This window comes from Corynebacterium sp. HMSC072A04, from assembly GCF_001809235.1.
GTDB classification, from domain to species: domain Bacteria; phylum Actinomycetota; class Actinomycetes; order Mycobacteriales; family Mycobacteriaceae; genus Corynebacterium; species Corynebacterium hiratae.
Genome location: NZ_KV796752.1, coordinates 25,933 through 48,351, shown reverse-complemented (window position 1 = coordinate 48,351; position 22,419 = coordinate 25,933). Strand labels below are relative to the sequence as shown.

Below are 22,419 nucleotides of genomic sequence, written 5' to 3'. Positions count from 1 at the left end.
AGTGCGCCGTCAACGAGTTAAAGACTACCAGTTAGAGCTGCTTCTTTACCTGTGCCACGATGTCGGCCTTAGAACGCAGGCCAACGAACTCATCGACCTTCTCGCCGTTCTTGAAAATCAGGACGGAGGGAATGGACATGATCTGGAACATGGCACCCAAAGTGCGCTCTTCATCCACGTTGACCTTGACCACGGAGACGTCATCACCGAGCTCCTCGGCGACCTCCTCGAGGATCGGGGACAGCTTCTTGCACGGCCCACACCATTCGGCCCAGAAGTCCACGACGACGGGCTTGCCTGCCTCCACGACGTCGGCGCGGAAGGAATCAGTAGTGACGTTCTTAATGTTGCTCATGTGATCACTAACGGTTCTCGGCCAGGAAATGTTCCGCATCAATCGCTGCGCGGCAGCCGGAGCCCGCGGCGGTAATGGCCTGCTGGTAGTGGTCATCCACCAAGTCACCACAGGCAAAGACACCTGGCAGCGAGGTCTTGGTGGACGGCTGCTCTACCACCACGTAGCCAGCTTCATCGGTCTCTACCTGGCCGTTAAGGAAGCCGGAGCGCGGATCGTGGCCAATGGCCACGAACATGGCGGTCAGATCCAGCTCGCTGGTCTCACCGGTCAGCACGTTCTTGACCTCGAGGGCACCGACCTTGCCGTCCTTCTCCAGGACGCGCTCGACGGTGGTGTTGGTCAGCCACTTAATCTTTGGATTGTCCTTGGCGCGCTCCAGCATGATCTTGGAGGCGCGGAAGTTCTCCGAGCGGTGGATAATGGTGACGGTCTCGGCGAACTTGGTGAGGAAGGTAGCCTCCTCCATGGCGGAATCGCCGCCGCCGACGACGGCGATATTGTGGTCCTTGAAGAAGAAGCCATCGCAGGTGGCACACGCGGACACGCCGCGGCCAGTCAGCTCCGATTCGCCCGGAATCCCTAGGTAGCGCGGAGCGGCACCGGTAGCGAGGATGACAGCACGGGCTTCATAAACCTCGTCGCCCACGTGCAGTTTCTTCACCTCGCCTTCGAGCTCGACGGAATCTACGACTTCCATGCGCAGGTCGGCACCGAAGCGGATGGCCTGGGCGCGCATCTCTTCCATGAGCTCAGGGCCCATGATTCCCTTCTGGAAGCCCGGGTAGTTCTCTACCTCGGTGGTGTTCATGAGTTCGCCACCGTATTCAAAGCCCTCGAAGACGATGGGATTGAGCTCGGCACGTGCTGCGTAGAGCGCTGCGGTGTAGCCGGCGGGGCCGGAGCCGACGATGGCGACATCGTGGATAGTCACTAAAAACTCCCTTGAAACGATAATTTTTAAGTAAGACTCAGATTCTACTCGCCCTCAGTCTATCGCCGCACGCAACACTTGCCGAGCCCGGGCTCGGCGCGACTTCACCGTGCCAGGCGCCACGCCCTGCACCTTGGCCACCGTATCGATGGGATAGCCAGCAACATCGGTCAGGTACAGCGCCTCCCGCTGGTCCTCGCGCAAGGTCTCCATCGCTTGGGCTACCGTGATGCGCTCCGCCAGGTTCTCGCTGGGATTGTGCGCGAGTGCATAGTTGCGGTCATCCTCAATGATCTCCGCGTCCAGGGACGCGTTCTCACGGTTGGATCGATGGTTGAGGAAGTCATATCCGGAGTTCATCACCAGCCTGTGCAGCCACGTACTCAGGGTGGCATCGTGCCGGTAGGAGGCCATATTGCAGCTGGCCTTGAGCAGCGCCTCCTGCACAATGTCCTGCGCATCATCATCGTTGCGTGTGTAGCGCCGCGCCATGGCGGTCAGGCGCGCGCGGTGCTTCTCGACGATTGCCGAAAAAGCCTTAGTATCTCCGCCAATGAAGGCGTCGACGAGTTCACGATCGGTCGGCTGTGCTGACACTAAGAATCCCCCCGGAAACTTGAGCAATGACATTTGGGTCAACACAGCCCCCAGCCGAAGCCGATGGTTTGTGATTGTCCCCCCGTTAATGTGTCTGCGAGTTTACGGGAAGATTCTTCTGTCCGCTACGCGAAGCGCTTATTGCGCGGCACGGACGCGTTGCGCGCGACGCAGCGCATCCTGGCATTCCAACAGCACGCGGCGAAGTGCACGCGGACGTTCGCTGCTCAAGAATTCGCTGGTGGCAGCGTCGGCCATTGTGGGATCCGGGTAGAGGCCGCGCACGAGGCGGTTGGCAATCTCGATGGGGTGCTCCTCCCAGAGCTTGGCCAGAGAATCGAAATACTCCTGGGCAAAGGCCTCGGTGAGGTGGGCCGAGCGCGGCGCGTTGAACGCCGCGAGCAGGGAATCCACCTCCGCGTTGGAGTATTTGCCCGGTGTGCGCACGAGGTCGAAGACTTCGCGCTTGAGCTCGGCAGACGGGAAAGCGTGGGAGGCACCCAGGAAGGCCGCAGCACCAGTGAGGGTGTTATCGCGCTCCTTCTCAGCTTCCAGCTCTTCGGTGCTGACGGCATCGCGGGCGGCCAGCGCGCGCAGGATGGCCCAGCGGATATCCGGGTCGAGGGCGAGGCCGTCGAGGGATCCGTCGAGAAGCGCGCGCAGGCGCTGCGTGCCGGACTCCGCCGGGGTGGCGGCAAGTGCCTGGATGGCGGCGCGGGCGACGGTGAGCTGTGCGTCGGAGCCTGCCGGTGCTTGCTGCAGCACCTCCCACAGGCGCTCGGCGTAGTCGGCGCGGATCTCCTCGCGTTCTCCCTGGCCCACGAAGTGGTCGATGGCATAGGCGGCGTTGGCGAAGGCCGTGGTCAGAAGCGTCGGGTTGGACTCCGCCGGGGCGTGCTTCAGCACGGTGTCGAGGTAGGAGCGCACCGGCCACTCGCCATCGCGGGTGAGGTTCCACAGGGAGGTCCAGATAACCGCGCGGGAGAGCTCATCCGGAACTTCAGACAGGCGCGTGCGAATGGTCTCCAAGGAGGTCTCGTCGAAGCGGACCTTGGCGTAGGTGTGGTCGCCGTCGTTCAGCAGCAGCAACGCCGGCGCCTGAAGTCCAGAAGCCTCGTCGAGGATGGTGCGCTCGCCCTCCAGATCGACGTCAAGGGTGGCGTATTTGTTCAGGGAGTCATCGAATAGCGTCACGTTGAGGCGGTGCGGGCGCGTGGTGTCTTCGGCCTCGACCACGATGGCGAGCTCGTGGATCTTATCGCCGTCGGTGTGAAGCTCCGGGGTGAGTGTATCCGGACCCCATGTGCGCAGCCAGGCGGTGGACCAGGCATCGAGGTCGCGGTCGGTGTGCTTCTTCAGGGCCTTGAGGAGGTCGTCGAAGGTGGCTGCGCCAAAGGCGTGCTCCTGGAAGTAGTCGCGCGCGCCGGCGTAGAAGTTCTCGCGGCCCACGTAGTGCACCAGCTGCTTGAGCACCGCCGCGCCCTTGGCATAAGTAATGCCGTCGAAGTTCTGGCGCGCGGCATCCACGTCTGGGATCTCGGCCTTGATCGGGTGCGTGGTGGGCAGCTGATCCTGCAGGTAGGCCCAGTTCTTGCGCTGACCGGCGAAGTTGACCCAGGCCTCGGTGTAGTCGGTGGCGTGCACCGAGGAGTCCGCGCCCATGAATTCCGCGAAGGACTCCTTGAGCCACAGGTCATCCCACCACTGCGGGGTGACTAGGTCTCCGAACCACATGTGCGACATCTCGTGCAGGATCGTATTCGTGCGCCCGGCATGCTGCGCGCGGGTGGCGGCGGAACGGAAGAGGTAATGCTCCGTAAAGGTCACCAGGCCGGGGTTCTCCATCGCACCCAGGTTGTACTCCGGAACGAAGATGGAATCGTACTTGCCCCACGGGTACGGGTAGCCGTAGTTGCTGTGGAAGAAGTCCATGCCCTGCGCGGTGACCTGCAGGATCTCATCATCCAGGTACTCCACCATGGAGGCGCGGGCAAAGGCGCGCAGCTCCACTTCCAAGGACCCATCGGGTGCGGTCCAGGTGCTGTGCTTCTCGACGTACGGCCCCGCCGCAAACGCCGTTAAATACGTCGAAAGCAGAGGCGTCGGCGCGAAGTGCGCTACTTCCCTGCCCTCGGTCTTCTCGCGGCCAACCTCCGGCTGGTTGCTTAAGAGCTGCCAGCCTTCCGGGCCGGTGAGGTGCACCTCGTAGCTGGCCTTGAGGTCCGGCTGGTCAAAGCACGGGAAGATGCGGCGGGCATCGGAAGGCTCGAGGTGCGAGTAGAGGTACGTGGTGTCATCGGCTTGGTCGTGCATGCGGTGCAGGCCCTGGCCGGTGCGGGAGTAATAGGAGGAGCCGGTGATCTCCACGGTGAGCTCCTCCCCCACTGGAAGGTTGCGCAGGTAGACGCGTCCGCCGTCGAAGGTGTTCTCCACCTCCTCGCCGTTGACGCGCACTGCGTGCACGGCCTTGCCCAGGTAGTCCACGAAGGTCTCGGGTTCGGTGGTGGTGAATGTAATACGTGAGGTGACCTCGTAGGAATCGGCGTCGGTTGGTGCGCTCGTGACGTCGAGGTGCAACTCGTAGGTGCTCAGGCGCAGCGCGGCGCTGCGGGCGGAAGCTTCAGCATGGGTGAGGTTTGCGGTAGTCATGCGCTACATCTTAAACGTCACTGCGGTGCGTATCACAGGTAAGCTGCTCAAAGTTGTTTCAAACAACTCCGCAAAAACTGTTGCCCGTAGTGCCGAAATGGGCACTACGGGCAACAACTTAGAACTACTTCCTACGGTGAGGTTTCGCGCTTTATGGCTTACTGCTTAATCGCAGAAACCTCGAGCTCGATCTTGATCTCCTCGGAGACCAGCACGCCGCCGGTCTTCAGCGGGGCGTTGAAGTCGATGCCGAAGTCGAGGCGGTTAATGGAGGTCTTGGCCTCGAAGCCCAGGCGGGTGTTGCCGAAGGGATCCTCGGCGACGCCGGCCTCGTCTACCTTGAAGTCGACAGACTTGGTGGTGCCCTTGATGGTGAGTTCACCGGTGACGGTGCCCTCGCCTGCCTCGTTAACGTCGAACTTGGTCGCGGTGAAGGTCATCTCCGGGAACTTCTCAACGTCGAAGAAGTCCTCGCCCTTCACGTGGGCATCGCGGTCAGCGCTCTTAGTGTCGATGGATGCGGTCTTTACCGTGGCGGTGGCGGCGGAGTCGGCAATGTTCTCCCCTACGGTCAGGGTGCCGTCGAACTCGTTGAAGTTGCCGCGCACCTTGGTGATCATGGCGTGGCGGGCGACAAAGCCGATGGTGGTGTGTGCCGGGTCCAGTGCGTACGTTCCTGCAGTGATAGTCATGGGGGTTCCTCAGTTCTCTAGTTTGTTGACGTGACAACAACAATTATACGCCCCTCCCCTTATCTGTCAAGGGAAGAGAGCGGAAGAACTACAAAGCCCCAGACCTGCAACCCGAAACCTGCAGCGTGGGCGTCGTCAAGCGCGTTGCACGTCTGAGCCAGCGAGCAGGGAGTTGCGGGATCGAGGTCTGGGGAAATGCGTGAGGAGGTGCGTTAGTTGGTGGGGATGCCCACCAGGGTGGCCTCCTCCAGCGTGACGGAACCGGACTTGGGCATGTCAGTGAAGAGGATGAGGGCGCCGTCGAAGGCCGCCGACTTCTTCTTCAGCTCGATGTCCTGGCGCGCGCTAGTCAGGGTGCCGTGCGCGAGTTCGGTGAGCGTGCCGGATTCCGGATCCGTGGGATCGAAATCCTTGGTATCCACCCCGTAGACCACGTACTTCGCACCGATGGAATCCTCCTGCTTTAGCGGTAGCACGTGCAGCTGCGTGGGCTTGTCAATGCTGAGCAGAAGTCCGGATTCTGCTTCCTTCGTGGTCCACTCGCCGGTGACCTCCTTGCCCTCCGGAACGGACGTGCTCTTGACGTCCTTGAACAGGACCGGCGGGACGTTGGGGAACGTGGCCTCCGTCGAGGCTTCGCTCTTGGTCACCACCGGGGAAGTCTTCTCGTTACCCACCTGGGAGAGGATCCAGACGCTCAGCGCGGCCATCGCCACGACGAAGAGGGTGGCAAGAACGCCCAGCACGATGGTGCCGGAGCCCGAGTAGCCGCGGCCGCCGAAGCCCGGTGCGGGGCTCGGATCCTCCTTGCGCGGGGTTTCCTCCACTGGAACCTGGAGGGTTTCCTCGCCTTCTTCGCCATCGCCGGCGAAGGCCGCCAGGCGGTGAGCGATGTCCTCGAGATCGGAGTCCTCGCCCTCTTCGGCATCGGCGGCAATCTCCTGCAGCACCTCCGGGGTGGGCTTGGTGGACTCCACGAGGAGCGAGATGGCGGAGGACAGCGCCGAGCGGTCCGTCTCCTCATCGTTGCTGTGCAGTACCGCGGGGAAGGCCAGCGTGGCAACGCCCTCGGTGGAAATGCGGATGCGGTTGCGGTTCTCAATACCCAGCACGAGGTCCGCCGCGTGGGCGGCGGCCGTGGTGCGCACCAGCGGTACCAAGGCGTGGGCCACGGCGCGCGGATCGAGGTCCTTGTCTTCCGACACTGTCTTCAACGAGGTGCCCTCGACCCAGTCCGCCACGACGAGGCAGCCTTGGCGGTAGGACAGGATATCGATGTTCTCCGCCACGGCATCCAGCTCCATTTCCGCCAGGCGGCGCGTGGCGCGGGAGACCTCTGCGGAGCGGCGGGCGGCCACGGCCGGGGTGGCCGGAGCCATGGGTGCCTCGCCCGTGGTATCCACGAAGGTCAGCGATACCAGGCGTCCGGTGGCCTGCTCGCGGGCCTTCCAGAAGCGGGTACCCGGGGCGGAGCCATAATCCTTGAGCAGGCGGAAGCGGCCATCGGAGACTGGGGCACCCGGCACCAGGCGCGGGCCGCGGACGATACCGGCAGACATCGGCGGCGGCACCGGCGAGGAGTTGAAGGCATCCACGCTGAAGATGGGCTGGAACTCCAGCTGCTCTGGGGCTTCGACCTCGATGGCCTCGGCATGCTCGATCTTGATGATGCGGGACATGCCGGGGATGCGCTGCAGCTGGCGGCCCAGGTTGATGACTTCCGGCAGACCCGAACGCGAGAGCACGATGCCGGTCACGATTACGAAGACGAGGCCCACGACGGCCAGCTTGAGTAGGTACACAAACGGCGGAACCTCGGCCGGGAGCACGAAGTTGATGCCGTAGTTGAAGGCGTAAGCAACGACCAGGCCCACGACGGAGGCCAGCACTGACCACACGGTGGTGGCGATGACCGCGCGGCCACCCAGGCTGCCCAGCTTGCGCTTGAGCAGGAAGCCGCCGATGACCGCGCCAGCCACGAAGCCGAAGCCGTTGGCCGTACCGAGCAGGATGACCACGCGCTCCGGGGAGTCCGCCACGTGCGGGGCCAGCAGGGAGAGCACCACCTTGGTCAGCGTGATGCCGGCGATGATGAAGGTGGGGGTCCACGCTTCCTCACGCGCGTAGAACACGCGCAGGTGTAGCAGCACCAAGGCATAGGGGATCAGGGTAAAAGCGGAGAAGCTCAGCGTGAGGCCGAGCAGCTCGGCCGCGTCGGCGTCGAAGGCGCCGTACTGGAAAAGGCCGCGGGCAATCGGGATGCCGAAGCCCGTCATGAAGATGACGATGGGGATCAGCGCGATAAACGTCAGCTTCGTGCCGAGCGTGAGATCCCGAACCACGGCCTTGACGTCACCGTCCGCGGCGTTGCGGGACAGTCGCGGCATAATCGCGGTCAGCAGGGTGACACCAATGACGCCGTAGGGCACCTGCAGAAGCAGCCAGGCCTGTTGGTAGGTAAAGGGCGCGCCTTTATCGGCATGCGCCGCCACGCGGGAGGTGATGACATAGCCCAGCTGGGAAATGGCTACGTAGGCCACAATGGCCAACGCCATGCCACCGAACTGTTTGAGCCGGTCATCTAGGCCCCAGAGCGGCTTGAGGTTGATGCCTGCCTTCTTGAGGTACGGGAACAAGATGAGGCATTGCACCACCACGCCCGCCGTGGTGCCGAGCGCCAAGAGCAGCACGTGCCCGTCCGTGATCGGCGAGGGCGCATTGGGATGTAGGCTGCCCGGCACCAGCTGATAGGCCACGAGCACCGAGATCGAGATGATGTTATTGACCACCGGCGCCCACGCACCCGGCCCGAAGATGTTCTTGGTGTTGAGCACCGCTTGGAAGAGCGCGAAGAGCCCGTAGAAGAAGATCTGCGGCAGCAGCAAATAGGCAAAGGAGGTGGCCTGCACGGCGTTGACCTTGCCGTCCTCCGGCAACATCATGCGCGTCAGCTGCGGGGCAAAGATGCAGGAGAGCACCGTGATCGTCGCCAGCAGGGAGAAGGCCAGCGTGAAGAGGCGGCGGACGAAGGCCTCGCCGCGGTCGGAGTCTTCCTTCTCCGCGCGTACGAGCACGGGCACGACGAGCGAGGTGAGCACCGCGCCCAGCACGATCTCCGTGATGAGGTTGGGCAGCTGGTTCGCAGTGGTGAAAGCGGAAGAAATGGCCGGGCCCAGCGAAGAGCCAATGAGCACGTTGCGGATGAAACCCGTGATGCGGGAGATCATCGTCGCGATGGCCATCGAACCGGTGGCGCGCACAACGGCGCGGTCGGAGTTCTCTTCGCCGGGGGACTCACTCGGGGCCGAGGCAGACTTGCCCTTCAGTCCCGAACGGTCCTCGAGTTCGTCGTCGACAGCAACGACGCCACTCGGCGCGCGCTTTTCCGGGACCGGTGCCGGCGGCGAGGGCGTGACAATGCGTCGACGGGCACCAGACATAGGTTCATGTGTCATAGAGAAAAACTATCCGTGAGACTTCTTTTTCTTCCGCTTACCCAGCCGGAACAGTGCGGCAAGGACGAGGGCGAGCGCGGCGATTGCGCCGACTCCATAGACGCTAACGATACCGGCACGCGTCTGCACCGTAATGTCGATTGGATCCGAAATGAGGTGCTCAGATGGTGTTGCTAGCCACAGGCGCAGCGACATCTGGTCAACGTCGCTCGGCAGGTCAGCGGTCATGGACACGGTAATGGATCCCTTGGCCGGTATGTGAATCAAGTCCTGCGTGTTCAAGGTGGCGCCGTCGGGGGCGTCGTAGGCCAGGTGGGCGTCGACAGGCAGCGGCAGGCCGTTCTCCGCTACGATGAGCAGCGGCGATGACTCCGAAACGCGAGTGTAGACGTTGCCTGGCGGGATGAGGGAGACGGAGGCGCGGAGCTCGCGCAGCATATTCGCGTTCTTCTCCAGCCGCGCGCGGCTCTGCTTCACGGAGGACGTGAAACCGTGCAGGCTGGAGCGGTCGGTAGCGCTCAGCGCCGTGAGCAGATCGTGGCGCAGGGGCGCCGTGAAGCTATAGCGCGTCATGGCGATGCCTGGATCATTAACCATGATGGACATCAGCTCGTCGGTATAGCGCGCCTGCTGTGTCACCTGCGTGATCTCGGCGTCGTGAAAGGCCGCGGGATCCGGGTAGGGGCTGCCGGGGGTACCGCTGCCCTCCTCCACATCTAGCGCGGTGACGGGGCGCGGCTGGAGGCGCCCAGAATCAAGGAGCCTCTGCGCTGCTTCCATCACCGCACGCGCGGCCGCAGGGTCTTGGTAGTTCGGCAACTTGGCCACGGTCTCCTCTTGCGCCGACGCCACGCTTATCGACGCCCCCGCCGTCAGCGCCCGCGCCTGCTCCGAATCCATGGAAAAGTCATAGCGCAGCTCCGGGTTGGAGTACCCGGTGGTCTGTGGTTTCGAGCCGGTTTGGGCTAAGAGTGCGCCGAGGGAAGCATCGAAGGTGGCGGCCTTGCCTGCCCATTCGGAGTTATCCGCTACCAGCAGCGGGACTGGCATTGCGTGCTCGCTTGTCCCTGACGCAGGCGCGGTCAGCTTGGTGCTGAGCGGCGCACTGAGGATGCGCTCGATGGTGGCCGCGCCCTGCTCGACGGCCTCGTGGGTGAGCCACTCGTTTCCTACTTTGGCGACGGCGTCGGTGTCTGCGTTGGCCCACGGCATGAGCATGCGGCAGTCCACCTTCTTGAGCTTCTCTAGCCACGCGGCGGCGTCTTGGGCACCCGCGCCCGGTTCACCGCGATCGGAATCGGACTGGGTGAACCAGGAATCGCGCAGGCGGGTGGGGCGTTTGGCGATAGATGGGCGGGTCTCGTTGACGGTGTAGCCGGCGGACATGCGGTCGGCGGCGTCGACAAGCGCAGGGTCCAAGGCCACGCAGCCGGAGCCGTGCAGATCATGCTCCAGGTAGGCATCGAGCAGCTGATCGAGGCGCCCGCCCGGCGAGAGCTGCTCTGCCAGCTGCTCGCTTTCTAAGATGAGCTCCTCGCCGCCGGTATCACCTGGAACCACGTCCACTTGGGCGGTGATGGGATAGACCAGGGAAAAGGAATGCTCGCCCTCCTCTTCGGCATCCGGCTCGTCTCCTTGGAATTCCACAATCGTCCGCTCCTCCGCGAAACTGGCCGCTTGGCCGTCGCGGGTGCCGGTCAAGGTAAACAGGAGCGGGTACGCGCCGGGCTCCGTGATGGCCAGGGTCGAGTCCTCCCCCAGAGCGGTGGGCATCTTGACGGTGACGTCGCGGCTCTCCCCCGGTTGGAGCGTCCCTGCGCCGAGCGAGGCCCCATAAAAAGGAAAGGATCCTGCGGCCAGCTCTTGGCGGGCCTGCGTCGTGGAGGTTACGGCAGTGCTGCGGCGGGAGGTGATCTGAAGATCATCAACGGCGCTCTCGGTTGGGTTGTGGATGCGCAGCTGCAGCTCCAGCGTCTCCCCTACCTGCGCCTCCGTGGCGCTGAGCAGGCTCAGCTCCAGTTCATCGGGTCCGCGGGAGCCGAGCCAGTAGTGGGAGTCGGTGATCCCAGTATCGAGGGTTTCCGCCTGGGCCACGGGGACGGTGCAGCCCACCGCCAAGGCCGCGACGGCCGCCGCTGCGCGCCAGCTCACCGCGGGGTCGCCTTTCCTTCGGCAGCTTCCTTTCGCGCGAGATCCGGAAGAAGGTCGTGGGCGATGCGCGCCAGCTTGCGCTCGTCGGCATAGGCCAGGTGCTCGATGAGCTCGGAGACCGGGATCCAGGACACCTCCGTGACCTCCGGGTCCTCGTCGTTCATGATGCCATCGACAAAACGCAGCAGGTGATGGTGCACGGTCTTGTGAATGCGCACGCCATCGGAGACGAACCAATAATCAATCATGCCCAGGTCCGCGAAGACCTCGCCGTGGATGCCGGTCTCCTCCCAGACCTCGCGCTCGGCGGTCAGCTCCTTGGCTTCGCCGTTTTCCACATGTCCCTTCGGCATGGACCACAGCAGGCGCCCGCGGCGGTCCAGCCTGCCGATGAGCGCCACATAGATCTGTGAGAGGTTTACGTTGCCGTCCTCGTCGACGGCCTCCGCCAATCCGGACACGACGAGTCCGCCCGCGGACGTCTCATCCCGCGTGGTCATGCGGTTGGTGGACGTGCGCTGGGGGCGTCCCGTGCGGTGGTTCCGGTGGCCCGCGCCCCGCCGGCGGCGGCGCTTGGACCCTGGCGTGTTCTTAGTCATCCCTGCTAATCGTAGTAGACTTCGATCCGTGAATTTTCAGGACACTCAGCTAATCGGCGTTCTCGCCCGCGCGGACGCCACCGTCGCCCGGCTCAGTGGCCTCTTAAGCGGCCTGGTGGAACGCTTTGCGCTTCACGACGCCCCCCTCTACCTCGTCGGCGGCTCCGTCCGCGACGCGCTGCTCGGCCGCCTGGGCAACGATCTCGACTTCACCACCCCGGCCCGGCCCGACGTGGTCTATTCCATCCTCGAGGAGTGGGCGGAGACGGTGTGGGATACCGGCATTGACTTCGGCACGGTCTCGGCGGCCTATAAGGGCCAGCAGATCGAGATCACCACGTTCCGCTCAGATAGCTATGACGGGCAGTCCCGCAACCCCGAGGTCATGTACGGCGATACCCTCGAGGGCGATCTCGTGCGCCGCGATTTCAAGGTCAACGCCATGGCCATCGAGCTGCGGCCCGACGGCACCCGCGAATTCCACGATCCGATGGGCGGTCTCGAGGACTTGGCGAATCGCATCCTAGATACCCCAGATGCGCCGGAGATTTCCTTCCACGATGATCCTCTCCGCATGCTCCGTGCTGCGCGTTTTGCGGCGCAGTTGGAGTTTGACGTCGCCCAGCGCGTGCGCGATGCCATGACCGACATGGCGGGCGAAATCCAGCGCATCACCGTGGAGCGCGTGCAGGTGGAGCTCAACAAGCTCATCTGCGGTGTCGCGCCGTGGAAGGGTATTGACCTGCTCGTTGACTCCGGGATTGCTGATTATGTTTTTCCGGAGATCCCGGCGTTGCGCATGGCTCCCGACGAGCACGCGCAGCACAAGGACGTGTACGCGCACTCGCTGACCGTACTGCGCCAAGCCATGGAGCAGGAGGAAGACGGTCCCGATCTCATTCTTCGGTGGGCCGCCCTGCTCCATGACATTGGCAAGCCGGATACCCGCGATACCACCGACGGCAAGGTGAGCTTCCACCACCACGAGGTGGTGGGCGCGAAGCTCACCCGCAAGCGCCTGCGCAAGCTGAAGTTCCCCAAGGCCACGACCGAGGACATCGGCCAGTTGGTCTACCTGCACATGCGCTTTCATGGATTCGGGGATGGCCAGTGGACCGATTCCGCTGTGCGCCGCTACGTCACCGATGCCGGCGATCTCCTTCCGCGCCTGCACAAGCTCGTTCGCGCTGACTGCACCACCCGCAACGAACGCAAGGCCCGCCGCCTGCAGCGCACCTACGATCAGTTGGAGGAGCGCATCGCGGATATCGCCGCCAAGGAGGATCTTGCACGCGTGCGCCCGGATCTCGATGGCAACGAGATCATGGAGATCCTCGGCCTTGAGCCCGGCCCCGAAGTGGGCCAGGCCTGGTCTTACCTCAAGGAGCTCCGCCTCGAAGAGGGGCCCCTCGAGCGCGAGGTGGCTATTGCGAAGCTGCGCGAGTGGTGGAATTCTAGATAGGGATGTACGCAGACAGACTTTTCAACGCCCTCGAGCGCAACGATCCCGCCCCTGGCCAGCTCCTTGTGGCGGCGCCCGACACTCTCACGCCCCACTACAACCGTTCCGTCATTCTGATTACGGAGCAGCACGCCGGGCGTACGTATGGCGTGGATCTAACCAACCGCTCCGAGGTCGCCCTCTTCAACGTCATGCCGGAATGGGTACCCGTAGCGGCCAAGCCGCAGGCCCTCTATATCGGCGGCCCGCACAACCAGCAGGCGGCCATCGGTGTGGCGCTGACCCGCCAGGGCGTGGACATTGAGAAAGAGCCTTCGCTGAATCGCCTCGCCCCGCGCGTGGCGCTCGTCGATCTGCGCGTGAGCCCGGAGGACGTCGCCGATCTGGTGGAGGGTATGCGCTTCTTCGCTGGTTTCTTTGAGTGGGGCCCGGGCGAGCTGGATGAAGAAATTGACCGTGGCGAGTGGTACGTGGCCCCCGCCCTGCCCCAGGACGTGGTCTCCTCTGGCTCGACCGATACGTGGTCGGACGTGATGCGCCGCCAAGCCATGCCCTTGCCGCTGTTTGCGACCTTCCCGCGCTACATCGATGAAGATAATTAGAGCTCTTCGCCTCTCCCTGCGCTAACATCTCTGCCATGCGCGCGGAGATCATCAAGGCTATACGGACTTGCATGCCTATCGCCGTGGGAGTGGTGCCGCTGGGCCTCGCCTTCGGCGTGCTCATGGTTCAGACCGGCTTCGACTGGTGGTGGACCCCTATCTTTTCCATCGTTATTTACGCCGGCTCGATGGAATTCCTTGCTATTTCCATGGTGACCGGCGGCGTGACGCCCGCCGTGGCTGCGCTCACTGGTTTCATGGTCAATTTCCGCCACATTTTTTATGGATTGACCTTCCCGCGCGATCAGATTTCTAGTCCCCTCGGCCGCGCCTATTCCACCTACGCGCTTACCGACGAATCCTATGCCGTCCTCTCCGCCTTTCCCCGAGACTCTCGCCCAAGCGGCGCCTTCGTCTTCACGGTGCAGTTTTACTGCCAAGTGCTGTGGGTCGGTTCCGGCATCATTGGCGCGGTGGCCGGTCAGGCAATCCCGCCCTCTGTGAAGGGACTGGAGTTTGCCCTCGTCGCACTGTTCATCGTCCTTGCCATCGATTCCTTCCAGAACAACAAGGACTACTCGCTTCCGCTGTCTGCCGTGGTGCTCGGGATTCTTGCGGGCTTCTTGTTTCCTGGTCAGCTTCTTATGGTGGCGCTGTCCGCCTACTTTGTGTTGCTCGTGGTGCGCTACCTCTCCCCTCGCGTCGATACCGCACTGATTCTACGGAGGGAGGCGTCATGCCAGCCGGAGTAACACTGGCCAGCATCTTCGCCGTGCTGATCCCCGTCGGGATTGTGACCGTCGTGCTGCGTTGGCTTCCCTTCGCCTTCGTGAAGGCCCTGAAGGGTAGCCAGTTCATCAGCATGCTCGGGTTCACCATGCCGGTCGGCGTGATGGCAGTTCTGGTGGTCTATACCTTATTCGGCCAAGCTCGCGATACGGGAAGCATTGTTGCTCCCCTCGTAGCCGCCGCTGTTACCGCCGCGTTGCACCTGTGGCGCCGCAATTCCGGTCTTTCCATCTTCGGCGGGACTGCCTTCTATATGGTGCTGGTGAATCTCGTTCTGTAGCGTGGGTACGCTAAAAGTCGCCGAATAGCGCGATGGCCTCGGTCCACAGGGAGTGGAACTGGAAGGCGTCGATAAGCTCGGCGTCGATGTCGGGGAACGTGTCGTAGGTGTCAGGGTGCGGCACCACTTGCTGTGGGATGTTGGCGTCACCCACCGAGGCGGTCGGCGTTGCGGCGCCGACGATGGCGTCATTCGGCGCGAGGGCAATCATGCGCAACATGGAGCAAGCCTCGTTGCTGATTTCCTCGAGTTCCGCGATGTGGATGGCGGTGCCGACCTCCGGGACAGTCATGGTGGTGCGAACGTAAAGCTTTTTCATGTGGTCTCACTCTACCCGCGAATAGCGAGCCGCCATAGACGCGCAGATCATCAATTGCACCTGGTGGTAGATCATGGGCGGGAGGATGAGAAGCCCCAAAGACGTGCCACCAGAGGCGAAGATCACTGAGGCCATGGGCAGGCCCGTGGCGAGGGACTTTTTCGAACCGCAGAACTGGATGGCGATGGTGTCCTCCCTGTCGAATCCCAGCTTGTTGCTCACGACCTTGGTGAGCCACAGCATGAAGAAGACGAATGCAGTTGAGAACACAACCTGGAACAGAATCTGCCATACGCTAATCGACGCCCAAATCCCGTCGACCATTCCCTTCGAAAAGGCCGCGTAAACAACCATCGCTATGGAGCCGCGATCCACTACTTTGGTGGCTTTGCTGGCTGCAACTTTTCCTACCCATTTTCTTGTTAATTGCCCGAGTATGAAAGGCAGAAGCAGAAGTACGGAAATCTCTAGGAAGACGGAGCTATCGATGCGGATGCCGTCGCCAGCCCCCATGAGGGTCATGACGAGTAACGGGGTGAGGACAACGCCGGCGAGGTTAGACACTGATGCGGAGACGATCGCTCCGGGAACGTTTCCGCGCGCGATGGACGTGAAGGCTACCGATGATTGGACCGTTGATGGAACTAGGGTGAGGTAAAGAATGCCCAGGTATAAGTCGGTTGGGATGAAAGCCGTGAGTGGACGGAGTGCGAGACCGATGATCGGATACACCACGAAGGTAAAGACCAAAATGGTCAGATGGAGTTTCCAATGCTTGACGCCGTTGATCGCCTCGCGCGTCGACAGCCGGGCTCCGTAGAGAAAGAAGAGGACGGCAATTGCGATGTTCGTGAGGACGTCGAAGGTATCCGCAAAGCTGCCTCGCGCGGGAAGAACGATGGCGACCGCAACGGCGCAGAGGATGAGGACAATGAGGGGATCGAGTCTTTTGAGGCGCTCAAGCATATAACAGAGTGTAGACGCACCCCCACCGTTTCACGTGAAACATCGGTTTGAGCGAAGCGGCCCGAAGCTTCGACCGTGCGTTAGGCGGTGACGTTGCGTACCGTTCCCCCGTCATTCTCCACGCCGTACTCCGTGAGCGGTTTGGCGCTGGGACCTCCGGTCACTTCGCCGGTGCCGAGGTCAAAGCTGGAATAGTGGCTGGTGCAGGTGGCGGTCATGCCCTCGATTTTTGTAATGAGGGATCCCTGGTGCGGGCAGGTTTGGGAGTAAGCTTTGAACTCCCCTTCCGTGGGTTGAGCAAAGATCACTTTGTCCACGATGATGGCTGATCCAACGGGTATATCCGTCGCGGCTATTTCGGCGGTAGGTTCTTTGCCGCAGGCGGCGAGATAGGCACCAGCGAAGGTGGTGGCAGTACCGAGGAGGAAGAGGCGGCGGGAACACGTAGTCATGGTGCTTACTCTATCTGATCGGCGTGTTCCATAGTGTGAGGTATAGCGTTCTTAACTGAGTTTGCCATCCCACACAGGTAACTCTTCTTCCCTACTGCCGCTGAAATCGTAGGATCCGTACGATGTACCGACATCGCTATAGATGGTCCCTGGCGAAGCTACGTGTCGTCCGCCCCGTGAATCATTCGTGAAGGCATAGGTTGCCCCAGCGCCCAGAACGCTAATGCTGAGTGCGGCTGCGGCGATGATTCGGATTGCTCGGGTGTTAACGCTTTTCTTCATGCCATCCATAGTGCGCCGTAGGTTAAAGGTTGTCACGAGACGATGCCGGCTTCCCACGAAGTTGGCGTCGAGTTCCCAGTCATCTTTCAGACTGGGGTCTGCACACAAAGGGCCATTCCAATGGTGAGTATCGCCCACCATTGGAATGGCCTTTGGAATAATAATGTTAGTGACGAAACGCGAGCAATCAAGATGTCACTATAATAACGTCACTGTACGTTATTGATTGCTAGCGAGGATTGCTGTTATCGGCACGTTTTGCGGCAGCACGGGCCGCGGAGACGTCGACAGTCGGTGCCTCTCCCCCGCACCCACCGTCGCCACAGTTGCAGGATTCACCGCAACCCTCATCCTCTTTGTGGGCTTGATCCCAGAGATACGCCGCGCGGGCGCCCATATTGGAACCGACCGAGAGTGCGAGAACAGCTACGACGAACGTGAGTGCTGGGATCAACCACATCCAACCCTCGGCCCGCAGCGCGATGATTCCGCCAAACACTAAAGCGACGCCGGCGAGGAACCAGAACGGTCCTGCAACGGCGTGGGCATTATCCCAAGCTTCCTTAGTCTTGCGGATCTCCGCGAGGCGCAAACCGACGACGCTATTACCCGGGAGCTTCCGGAGCGAGGCTAGGCCGCCGACGACGATAAAGATGGCGGCCACGATGAGGAAGATGATTCCGACTACGAGCATGCCCATAGTCTATCCCGCCCCGTAGTTAGGGAGAAAGTCAGTTCAATTTATTCGCATGCTGCTGTAATATACATTTCGTGTCGCTTGGTAGATATTAAAGACTTTATTATCGAGCGAACTGATCAGCGTGGTAGCAACCATAGAAAAGATTCAATCATGACATTTAAGAGTGTTCTCAACTCTCTGTTGTTCAAGATTATCGTCGCGATAGTCTTGGGCATCATCGTTAGCCAGTTTGCCCCGGAATGGTTTGGCAGGGCTTTCGCAACCTATAACGGCCTGTTTTCAAACTTCCTCGGCTTCTTCATTCCAGTCCTTATCCTTGCGCTCGTGGCCCCGGCAATCGCAGGCCTTGGGCGTGGTGCCGGTAAGTGGTTGGGCATTACTGCGGGAATTGCCTACGGCTCGACTATCGTGGCAGGGCTTATCGCATACGGCTTGACCCAGGTCCTCTACCCCACTTTGCTGGCCGGACAAACGCTCAATACCGAGGTTTCTGACATCGATGCGGGAGCTCTGGAGCCCTACTTTACGGTTGAGATGCCAGCGCCTTTCGAAGTGATGACGGCGCTGCTGCTGTCCTTCTGTATCGGCGTAGCCATGACGACTGTGAAGTCGGATAATCTTTACGCAATTACGAAGGAATTTGAGAACGTCGTCATCAAGGTCATTTGGGGTTTCGTGATCCCCCTTCTGCCGATCTACATCTTCGGTATGTTCCTCTCCTTGGGTATGAATGGAAATATCGGTACCGTGCTGATCGCCTTCACTAAGGTGCTTCTGCTCGCGGTTGTGATGACCTTGGTCTACCTGGTCCTGCAGTACATTATCGCTGGCGCGATTGCGGCCAAGAATCCATTCTCCGCACTGAAGAACATGGCCCCGGCGTACTTTACTGCGTTGGGTACGTCTTCCTCTGCGGCTACTATTCCGGTCACTCTCGACGCCGCACTGAAGAATGGAATCTCCAAGCCGGTGGCAGGTTTCGTGATTCCGCTTTGCGCGACGATTCACCTTTCTGGTTCGATGATCAAGCTCACCCTGTACGCTTTCGCGATCGTGTACATGGCTGATGGTATGGAGGCTGACCTTGGGAAGGCTCTTGGCTTCATCTTGCTGTTGGGCATCATGATGGTCGCTGCTCCTGGCGTTCCGGGTGGCGCGGTGATGGTCGCGGTCGGACTTCTGCAAGCGAATATGGGCTTTGATGACTCGATGGTCGCATTGATGATTGCCGCCTACATCGCTATTGACTCCGTGGGTACCGCCGCAAACGTTACAGGGGACGGCGCCATCGCCATGATCGTCGACCGCTTCGCGCGCGATAAGATTGAGGGCCTAGAGGCCGAGGCAGATGCCGAGGCTGCTGACGAAGAGCTCAGCAAGGCCTAAGTTTCACGTGAAACCCTGAAGCTTCTACTCCCCCTTTTCCGACATGATACCCGCGATGGATAGTTGGGCGAAGGGGGATTTTTCTTGCCCTAATTTCGGAGAGTGTGCGCAGCCGTGTAGGGGGCTAGTGGCCCGATGCGTAGACTGCGGTTCTGGCCGTGGCGGTTCGGGCCTAAGCCCCATTTTCTTGGGAGAGGGCTTGCGCTTTATTGTAAGAACAGGTATTCTATAGCTGGGTGTGGGGGAACGAATTGTTCCGCAAATTTAGGGGTGCAGCTACCCATGGCAACCACAGCACAATCATCTACGTCACTTCCCACTGCATACTTTTCCCACTCAAATCCGCGTGATCCTGAATGCATGGCTGGTCAGCTCATGCGCAGAATCGAGTACGAATTCTGGTCAGGCGTCCAACCACCACTCGATGAGGACTCCGATACCGCCTTTATGCGCATCGGGCAAAAGACCGGAAAATCTCCGGCTCACGTTGCGCGCAATGTCATGGCGCTGATCCGTCTTGATGAAATGCCGAAGCTGCGTGCCCTGCAGAAGGCGGACTGTTTACTGGACATGCAGATGCTAGTTGCTATCGATCAGGTGATGGCAAAGCTTGGCAATCCGACGGCGGCTGTTATAGCGGAAGTGGATGAGAAGCTATCCGTCTGGTTAACGCCGACCAAGCCGAATCAAGTCTTTCCCTCAGTAGAGAAGATACGGCGCAAGGTTCGAGACATCTGCAAGGTGCTCGATGACTCCGTATCCTTCCGTGACAAGCGCAAGAAGAATCGCTACTCTCTTCTCACCCGCGGGGAACGTGGGTTAATCGAGCTAGAAGTGGATAGCAACGTGGGTGTCGTCATCCACGAAACCATCAAGTTGGCAGCAAAGGAACATGGCGTCTCCATGGCCGATGCGCTGGTACTGCTCATTACCGGCAAGATCGAGCCAGAGGCGGGTAAGGTCGTCGTCCACGAATACAAGGCAAAAGACGTCGAGGGTGCGCCGGTCTATGTCCAAGGACATGGGTGGAACGGCGAGGGCGTTCCGGCTTCGAAGACCGTGAGGCGCGATTTCACCACTGCCCCGGAAGCTTGTCAGGGCTACCAGCCGTCGGAATTCTTGAGAAAGTATGTCGAAGGCCGCGACGGCACATGCCGGGCGCCTGGTTGTAATCGTCCTGCATGGGCCTGCCAGTTGGATCACCGGATTAACTACGCGGATGGCGGCCCGACGCATCCGGATAACATGGTGGCCCTTTGCCAGCACCATCACAATATGAAGACAGATGGGCGGGCCTTTTACATCCTGGATCCCGCAACCGGCGATGTCGTGTGGCTGTACGAGGACGGAACCTGGGCGGTCACGGAAGCGACCGGCCCTTTGGCACCAGCCTCGAAGGTGTGGGCCCGGACCATTGCGGAAGACGTCGTTGCTCACCGTCGCAAGATGCACGAAGCCGCGCAGGCTCTGAAGGTGGAAATGGATAACGGAACCATGGTCGAAGTATTCGACATGACTGATCCGGCAGATCGCTACACGAATGGCGGAGAGGAGATTCCCTTCTAGGGAAGTGTTTCACGTGAAACGGCCCCCTTCCGCTCTGCCGCGCGTAGGCGCGGATTCTGACGGAAAGAGACCGTTGCGAGGCGTGCCTGTCGAAGCCGGCTACTGTTTCGTGGCTACTGTTTGGTGGCTGCCTTCATGGTGGATACGAAGTCGGTGACCGCAGCGGCGAGAGTGTCGTTGGGGCGGTTGTCATCGTCGAGGTGGGCATCAACGACCTTGGCCAGAGCGGAACCGGTGATTGTTCCCGCAGCGCCAGCAGCAATGGCGTCGGCAACGTGTTGCGGGGTGGAGATTCCAAAGCCAAGGAGAATCGGTGCACCTCCGAAACGTTTCACGTTGTCCACTACGTCAGCGAGCCCGCGTGTCTCTGACTCCTTCTCGGTGCCGGTAACGCCGTCGCGGGAGATCGCATAGATATAGCCCTTGGAATACTTCGCGACGCCCTCGAGGGTTTTCTCGGAGGCTTGTGCTGGTGCGATGAAGATGGGATCGATTCCTGCTTTGTCGGCTGCAGCGGCGAAGGGGGCGCCTTCGCGAACGGGGACGTCGGGAAGCAGGATGCTATCGGCGCCGGCCTCGTGAAATTCGGAATAGAAGGTCTCGAGCCCGCGGGTGAAGGGAACGTTGCCGTAGATGAGCATGCCGATGGGCAGGTCCGGGAATTCACTGCGGATCTGACGGATCTGCTCGATAGCGGAATCCACCGTCGCACCGCCGGCGAGCGCGCGAATGTGGGAGGCCTGGATCGTTGGGCCGTCGGCGACAGGATCCGAGAACGGGACACCAAGCTCGAGGGCGTCGGCGCCACCGGCGACGGCCGCGCGGACGATGGTGAGTGCGGTCTCGGGATCGGGATCGCTGAGCATGATGAAAGGAACGAAAGCGCCTTCACCGCGTGCGGCTAGGGTGGAGAAGAGTTTCTCGTAACGGCTCATTACTTGTCCTCCGTGATCTTGAGTTCGGGGTGCTCGCTAAGGGTTCGGCGGACGTGGTCGATGTCCTTGTCGCCGCGCCCAGAAAGGGAAACGAGAATGGTGATGTCTTCATCCTTGCGCTTGAGTGCGTAGGCCAGCGCGTGTGAGGATTCGAGGGCGGGGATGATGCCCTCGCGGCGGCTGAGGAGCTGGAAGGCTTCGAGAGCTTCGGCGTCGGTGATGCCGACGTAGGTTGCGCGCCCCGTCTGAGCGAGGTGTGCGTGCTGTGGACCGACGCCCGGGTAGTCGAGGCCAGCGGAGATGGAATAGGATTCCTCAACCTGGCCGTCGGCATTGCGCATGAGATAGGAGCGGGCGCCGTGGAGGATGCCGATGGTGCCGTTGTTGATGGTGGCGCCGTGGTGCCCGGAATCGAGTCCCTCTCCCCCGGGCTCCGCACCGACGAGTTCGACAGACTCCTCGTCGATGAAATCAGCAAACATGCCAATGGCGTTGGAGCCGCCGCCGACGCACGCGACGACGAGATCCGGCAAGCCGCCGGTCCGCTCGAGCATCTGGGCCTTCGCCTCTTCGGAGATCACCTTGTGGAATTCGCGGACGATCGTTGGGAAGGGGTGGGGTCCGGCCGCGGTGCCGAGGAGGTAGTGGGATTCGTGGAATGTGGCGGTCCAATCACGGAGCGCTTCGTTGACGGCGTCCTTGAGCGTGCCGGAACCAGAATCCACGGGAACCACCTTCGCGCCCATCAGCTCCATGCGGTAGACGTTGGGCTGCTGCCTCTCGACGTCCTTAGCGCCCATGTAAATCACGCAGTCGAGATCAAGCAAAGCGCAGGCGAGGGCGGTCGCCGTGCCATGCTGTCCGGCGCCGGTCTCGGCGATGATGCGGGTCTTCCCCATCCGCTTGGCCAGGAGCGCTTGGCCGATCACCTGGTTAGTCTTGTGCGCGCCGCCGTGGACAAGGTCCTCCCTCTTAAGAAAGATGCGTGCCTTTCCGCCGAGCTTGGTGGCTTCGGTGAGAGGGGTTGGGCGGCCGAGATAGTCGCGAAGGTAGCCGGCTAGCTCTTCGCGGAAGGCGGGATCGTTCTGGGCATCGACGAAGGCCCTCTCTAATTGGTCAAGTGCCGGAATGAGGGATTCGGGAACGAATTGTCCGCCAAACTCCCCGAAATAAGCGGGTAGGAGGGTCTCCCTGGTGTCCTGTTGGTTGGTCATAGTGTTCCTTTTAGCTAGGGCTTGGAGCAAAGCT

General features: G+C 61.4%; 20 protein-coding genes. 6 read left to right on the top strand and 14 right to left on the bottom strand.

Features of this window, described 5'->3' with window-relative positions; translation table 11 throughout:
• Positions 1-31: 31 nt before the first annotated feature.
• From trxA to HMPREF2565_RS03505, 8 genes are all read right to left on the bottom strand, one after another.
• Complete coding sequence (trxA, locus tag HMPREF2565_RS03540; RefSeq protein ID WP_046648711.1) at positions 32-355, bottom strand: thioredoxin; 324 nt, start codon at positions 353-355, stop codon at positions 32-34.
• Between the two features lie 7 nt (positions 356-362).
• Entirely contained in the window at positions 363-1,289 is a 927-nt protein-coding gene (gene trxB / locus HMPREF2565_RS03535; protein WP_049155640.1) for a thioredoxin-disulfide reductase, read from the bottom strand.
• Between the two features lie 54 nt (positions 1,290-1,343).
• Positions 1,344-1,919, bottom strand: coding sequence for an RNA polymerase sigma factor (locus HMPREF2565_RS03530; RefSeq protein ID WP_158396865.1), 576 nt, complete (start codon positions 1,917-1,919; stop codon positions 1,344-1,346).
• A gap of 105 nt (positions 1,920-2,024) precedes the next feature.
• Positions 2,025-4,535, bottom strand: a complete 2,511-nt coding sequence (gene pepN / locus HMPREF2565_RS03525) for an aminopeptidase N (protein WP_071406880.1) — start codon at positions 4,533-4,535, stop codon at positions 2,025-2,027.
• Positions 4,536-4,693: 158 nt separating this feature from the next.
• The gene (locus HMPREF2565_RS03520) at positions 4,694-5,227 is read right to left on the bottom strand and encodes a YceI family protein (RefSeq protein WP_049155630.1); all 534 of its coding nucleotides are present in this window, start codon (positions 5,225-5,227) and stop codon (positions 4,694-4,696) included.
• 212 nt (positions 5,228-5,439) lie between these two features.
• Entirely contained in the window at positions 5,440-8,682 is a 3,243-nt protein-coding gene (murJ, locus tag HMPREF2565_RS03515; protein ID WP_071406879.1) for a murein biosynthesis integral membrane protein MurJ, read from the bottom strand.
• A 9-nt stretch (positions 8,683-8,691) separates the two neighbouring features.
• Positions 8,692-10,833 (bottom strand): hypothetical protein, encoded by a 2,142-nt coding sequence (locus HMPREF2565_RS03510; protein WP_071406878.1) that lies wholly within the window; start codon positions 10,831-10,833, stop codon positions 8,692-8,694.
• Positions 10,830-11,432, bottom strand: coding sequence for an NUDIX hydrolase (locus HMPREF2565_RS03505; RefSeq protein ID WP_071406877.1), 603 nt, complete (start codon positions 11,430-11,432; stop codon positions 10,830-10,832). Before HMPREF2565_RS03505 ends, HMPREF2565_RS03510 begins: the two co-directional genes overlap by 4 nt.
• A 28-nt stretch (positions 11,433-11,460) precedes the next feature.
• Here HMPREF2565_RS03505 and HMPREF2565_RS03500 point away from each other — a divergent pair, with 28 nt between their 5' ends.
• The 4 genes from HMPREF2565_RS03500 to HMPREF2565_RS03485 are packed head-to-tail and all read left to right on the top strand — an operon-like array spanning position 11,461 to position 14,565.
• Positions 11,461-12,894 carry a CCA tRNA nucleotidyltransferase gene (locus HMPREF2565_RS03500; protein ID WP_046648719.1) on the top strand — a complete coding sequence of 478 codons (1,434 nt, stop codon included), beginning with the start codon at positions 11,461-11,463 and terminating at the stop codon, positions 12,892-12,894.
• A gap of 2 nt (positions 12,895-12,896) precedes the next feature.
• The gene (locus HMPREF2565_RS03495) at positions 12,897-13,496 is read left to right on the top strand and encodes a YqgE/AlgH family protein (RefSeq protein WP_049155619.1); all 600 of its coding nucleotides are present in this window, start codon (positions 12,897-12,899) and stop codon (positions 13,494-13,496) included.
• A gap of 35 nt (positions 13,497-13,531) precedes the next feature.
• Entirely contained in the window at positions 13,532-14,248 is a 717-nt protein-coding gene (locus HMPREF2565_RS03490; RefSeq protein WP_070547222.1) for an AzlC family ABC transporter permease, read from the top strand.
• The gene (locus HMPREF2565_RS03485; protein WP_070547221.1) at positions 14,233-14,565 is read left to right on the top strand and encodes a branched-chain amino acid transporter permease; all 333 of its coding nucleotides are present in this window, start codon (positions 14,233-14,235) and stop codon (positions 14,563-14,565) included. Before HMPREF2565_RS03490 ends, HMPREF2565_RS03485 begins: the two co-directional genes overlap by 16 nt.
• 10 nt (positions 14,566-14,575) lie before the next feature.
• Here the strand turns inward: HMPREF2565_RS03485 and HMPREF2565_RS03480 are convergent, their stop codons facing one another.
• From HMPREF2565_RS03480 to HMPREF2565_RS03460, 4 genes are all read right to left on the bottom strand, one after another.
• Entirely contained in the window at positions 14,576-14,884 is a 309-nt protein-coding gene (locus HMPREF2565_RS03480) for a hypothetical protein (RefSeq protein ID WP_049155610.1), read from the bottom strand.
• A gap of 6 nt (positions 14,885-14,890) precedes the next feature.
• A complete protein-coding gene (locus tag HMPREF2565_RS03475) occupies positions 14,891-15,850 on the bottom strand; it encodes a bile acid:sodium symporter family protein (RefSeq protein ID WP_071406876.1) in 960 nt (319 codons plus the stop codon).
• A gap of 80 nt (positions 15,851-15,930) precedes the next feature.
• Positions 15,931-16,302, bottom strand: coding sequence for a Rieske (2Fe-2S) protein (locus tag HMPREF2565_RS03470; RefSeq protein WP_049155608.1), 372 nt, complete (start codon positions 16,300-16,302; stop codon positions 15,931-15,933).
• A gap of 511 nt (positions 16,303-16,813) precedes the next feature.
• Positions 16,814-17,278: an SdpI family protein gene (locus HMPREF2565_RS03460; protein ID WP_070517670.1), complete on the bottom strand. Its 465-nt coding sequence runs from the start codon at positions 17,276-17,278 to the stop codon at positions 16,814-16,816.
• 156 nt (positions 17,279-17,434) lie between these two features.
• Between HMPREF2565_RS03460 and HMPREF2565_RS03455 the strand changes: the two genes are divergently transcribed.
• Both HMPREF2565_RS03455 and HMPREF2565_RS03450 read left to right on the top strand, forming a co-directional pair.
• Positions 17,435-18,670 (top strand): dicarboxylate/amino acid:cation symporter, encoded by a 1,236-nt coding sequence (locus HMPREF2565_RS03455; RefSeq protein WP_070547219.1) that lies wholly within the window; start codon positions 17,435-17,437, stop codon positions 18,668-18,670.
• A gap of 360 nt (positions 18,671-19,030) precedes the next feature.
• Positions 19,031-20,236 carry an HNH endonuclease signature motif containing protein gene (locus tag HMPREF2565_RS03450; RefSeq protein ID WP_246819111.1) on the top strand — a complete coding sequence of 402 codons (1,206 nt, stop codon included), beginning with the start codon at positions 19,031-19,033 and terminating at the stop codon, positions 20,234-20,236.
• A gap of 113 nt (positions 20,237-20,349) precedes the next feature.
• Here HMPREF2565_RS03450 and trpA read toward each other — a convergent pair whose 3' ends face one another.
• Positions 20,350-21,171 carry a tryptophan synthase subunit alpha gene (gene trpA / locus HMPREF2565_RS03445; protein ID WP_070547217.1) on the bottom strand — a complete coding sequence of 274 codons (822 nt, stop codon included), beginning with the start codon at positions 21,169-21,171 and terminating at the stop codon, positions 20,350-20,352.
• Positions 21,171-22,385: a tryptophan synthase subunit beta gene (trpB, locus tag HMPREF2565_RS03440; protein ID WP_071406874.1), complete on the bottom strand. Its 1,215-nt coding sequence runs from the start codon at positions 22,383-22,385 to the stop codon at positions 21,171-21,173. The genes trpA and trpB overlap by 1 nt, the downstream gene beginning before the upstream one ends.
• Positions 22,386-22,419: the final 34 nt, after the last annotated feature.

What these genes read in the sequence shown, in the direction of transcription:
- HMPREF2565_RS03530 (WP_158396865.1), bottom strand. Translation starts at nt 1,919, where the DNA reads ATGTCATTGCTCAAGTTTCCGGGGGGATTCTTAGTGTCAGCACAGCCG.
- HMPREF2565_RS03490 (WP_070547222.1), top strand. Translation starts at nt 13,532, where the DNA reads ATGCGCGCGGAGATCATCAAGGCTATACGGACTTGCATGCCTATCGCC.
- murJ (WP_071406879.1), bottom strand. Translation starts at nt 8,682, where the DNA reads ATGACACATGAACCTATGTCTGGTGCCCGTCGACGCATTGTCACGCCC.
- HMPREF2565_RS03455 (WP_070547219.1), top strand. Translation starts at nt 17,435, where the DNA reads ATGACATTTAAGAGTGTTCTCAACTCTCTGTTGTTCAAGATTATCGTC.
- trxA (WP_046648711.1), bottom strand. Translation starts at nt 355, where the DNA reads ATGAGCAACATTAAGAACGTCACTACTGATTCCTTCCGCGCCGACGTC.
- HMPREF2565_RS03505 (WP_071406877.1), bottom strand. Translation starts at nt 11,432, where the DNA reads ATGACTAAGAACACGCCAGGGTCCAAGCGCCGCCGCCGGCGGGGCGCG.
- HMPREF2565_RS03470 (WP_049155608.1), bottom strand. Translation starts at nt 16,302, where the DNA reads ATGACTACGTGTTCCCGCCGCCTCTTCCTCCTCGGTACTGCCACCACC.
- HMPREF2565_RS03475 (WP_071406876.1), bottom strand. Translation starts at nt 15,850, where the DNA reads ATGCTTGAGCGCCTCAAAAGACTCGATCCCCTCATTGTCCTCATCCTC.
- HMPREF2565_RS03450 (WP_246819111.1), top strand. Translation starts at nt 19,031, where the DNA reads ATGGCTGGTCAGCTCATGCGCAGAATCGAGTACGAATTCTGGTCAGGC.
- trpB (WP_071406874.1), bottom strand. Translation starts at nt 22,385, where the DNA reads ATGACCAACCAACAGGACACCAGGGAGACCCTCCTACCCGCTTATTTC.
- pepN (WP_071406880.1), bottom strand. Translation starts at nt 4,535, where the DNA reads ATGACTACCGCAAACCTCACCCATGCTGAAGCTTCCGCCCGCAGCGCC.
- HMPREF2565_RS03520 (WP_049155630.1), bottom strand. Translation starts at nt 5,227, where the DNA reads ATGACTATCACTGCAGGAACGTACGCACTGGACCCGGCACACACCACC.
- HMPREF2565_RS03480 (WP_049155610.1), bottom strand. Translation starts at nt 14,884, where the DNA reads ATGAAAAAGCTTTACGTTCGCACCACCATGACTGTCCCGGAGGTCGGC.
- HMPREF2565_RS03495 (WP_049155619.1), top strand. Translation starts at nt 12,897, where the DNA reads ATGTACGCAGACAGACTTTTCAACGCCCTCGAGCGCAACGATCCCGCC.
- trpA (WP_070547217.1), bottom strand. Translation starts at nt 21,171, where the DNA reads ATGAGCCGTTACGAGAAACTCTTCTCCACCCTAGCCGCACGCGGTGAA.
- HMPREF2565_RS03485 (WP_070547221.1), top strand. Translation starts at nt 14,233, where the DNA reads ATGCCAGCCGGAGTAACACTGGCCAGCATCTTCGCCGTGCTGATCCCC.
- HMPREF2565_RS03460 (WP_070517670.1), bottom strand. Translation starts at nt 17,278, where the DNA reads ATGCTCGTAGTCGGAATCATCTTCCTCATCGTGGCCGCCATCTTTATC.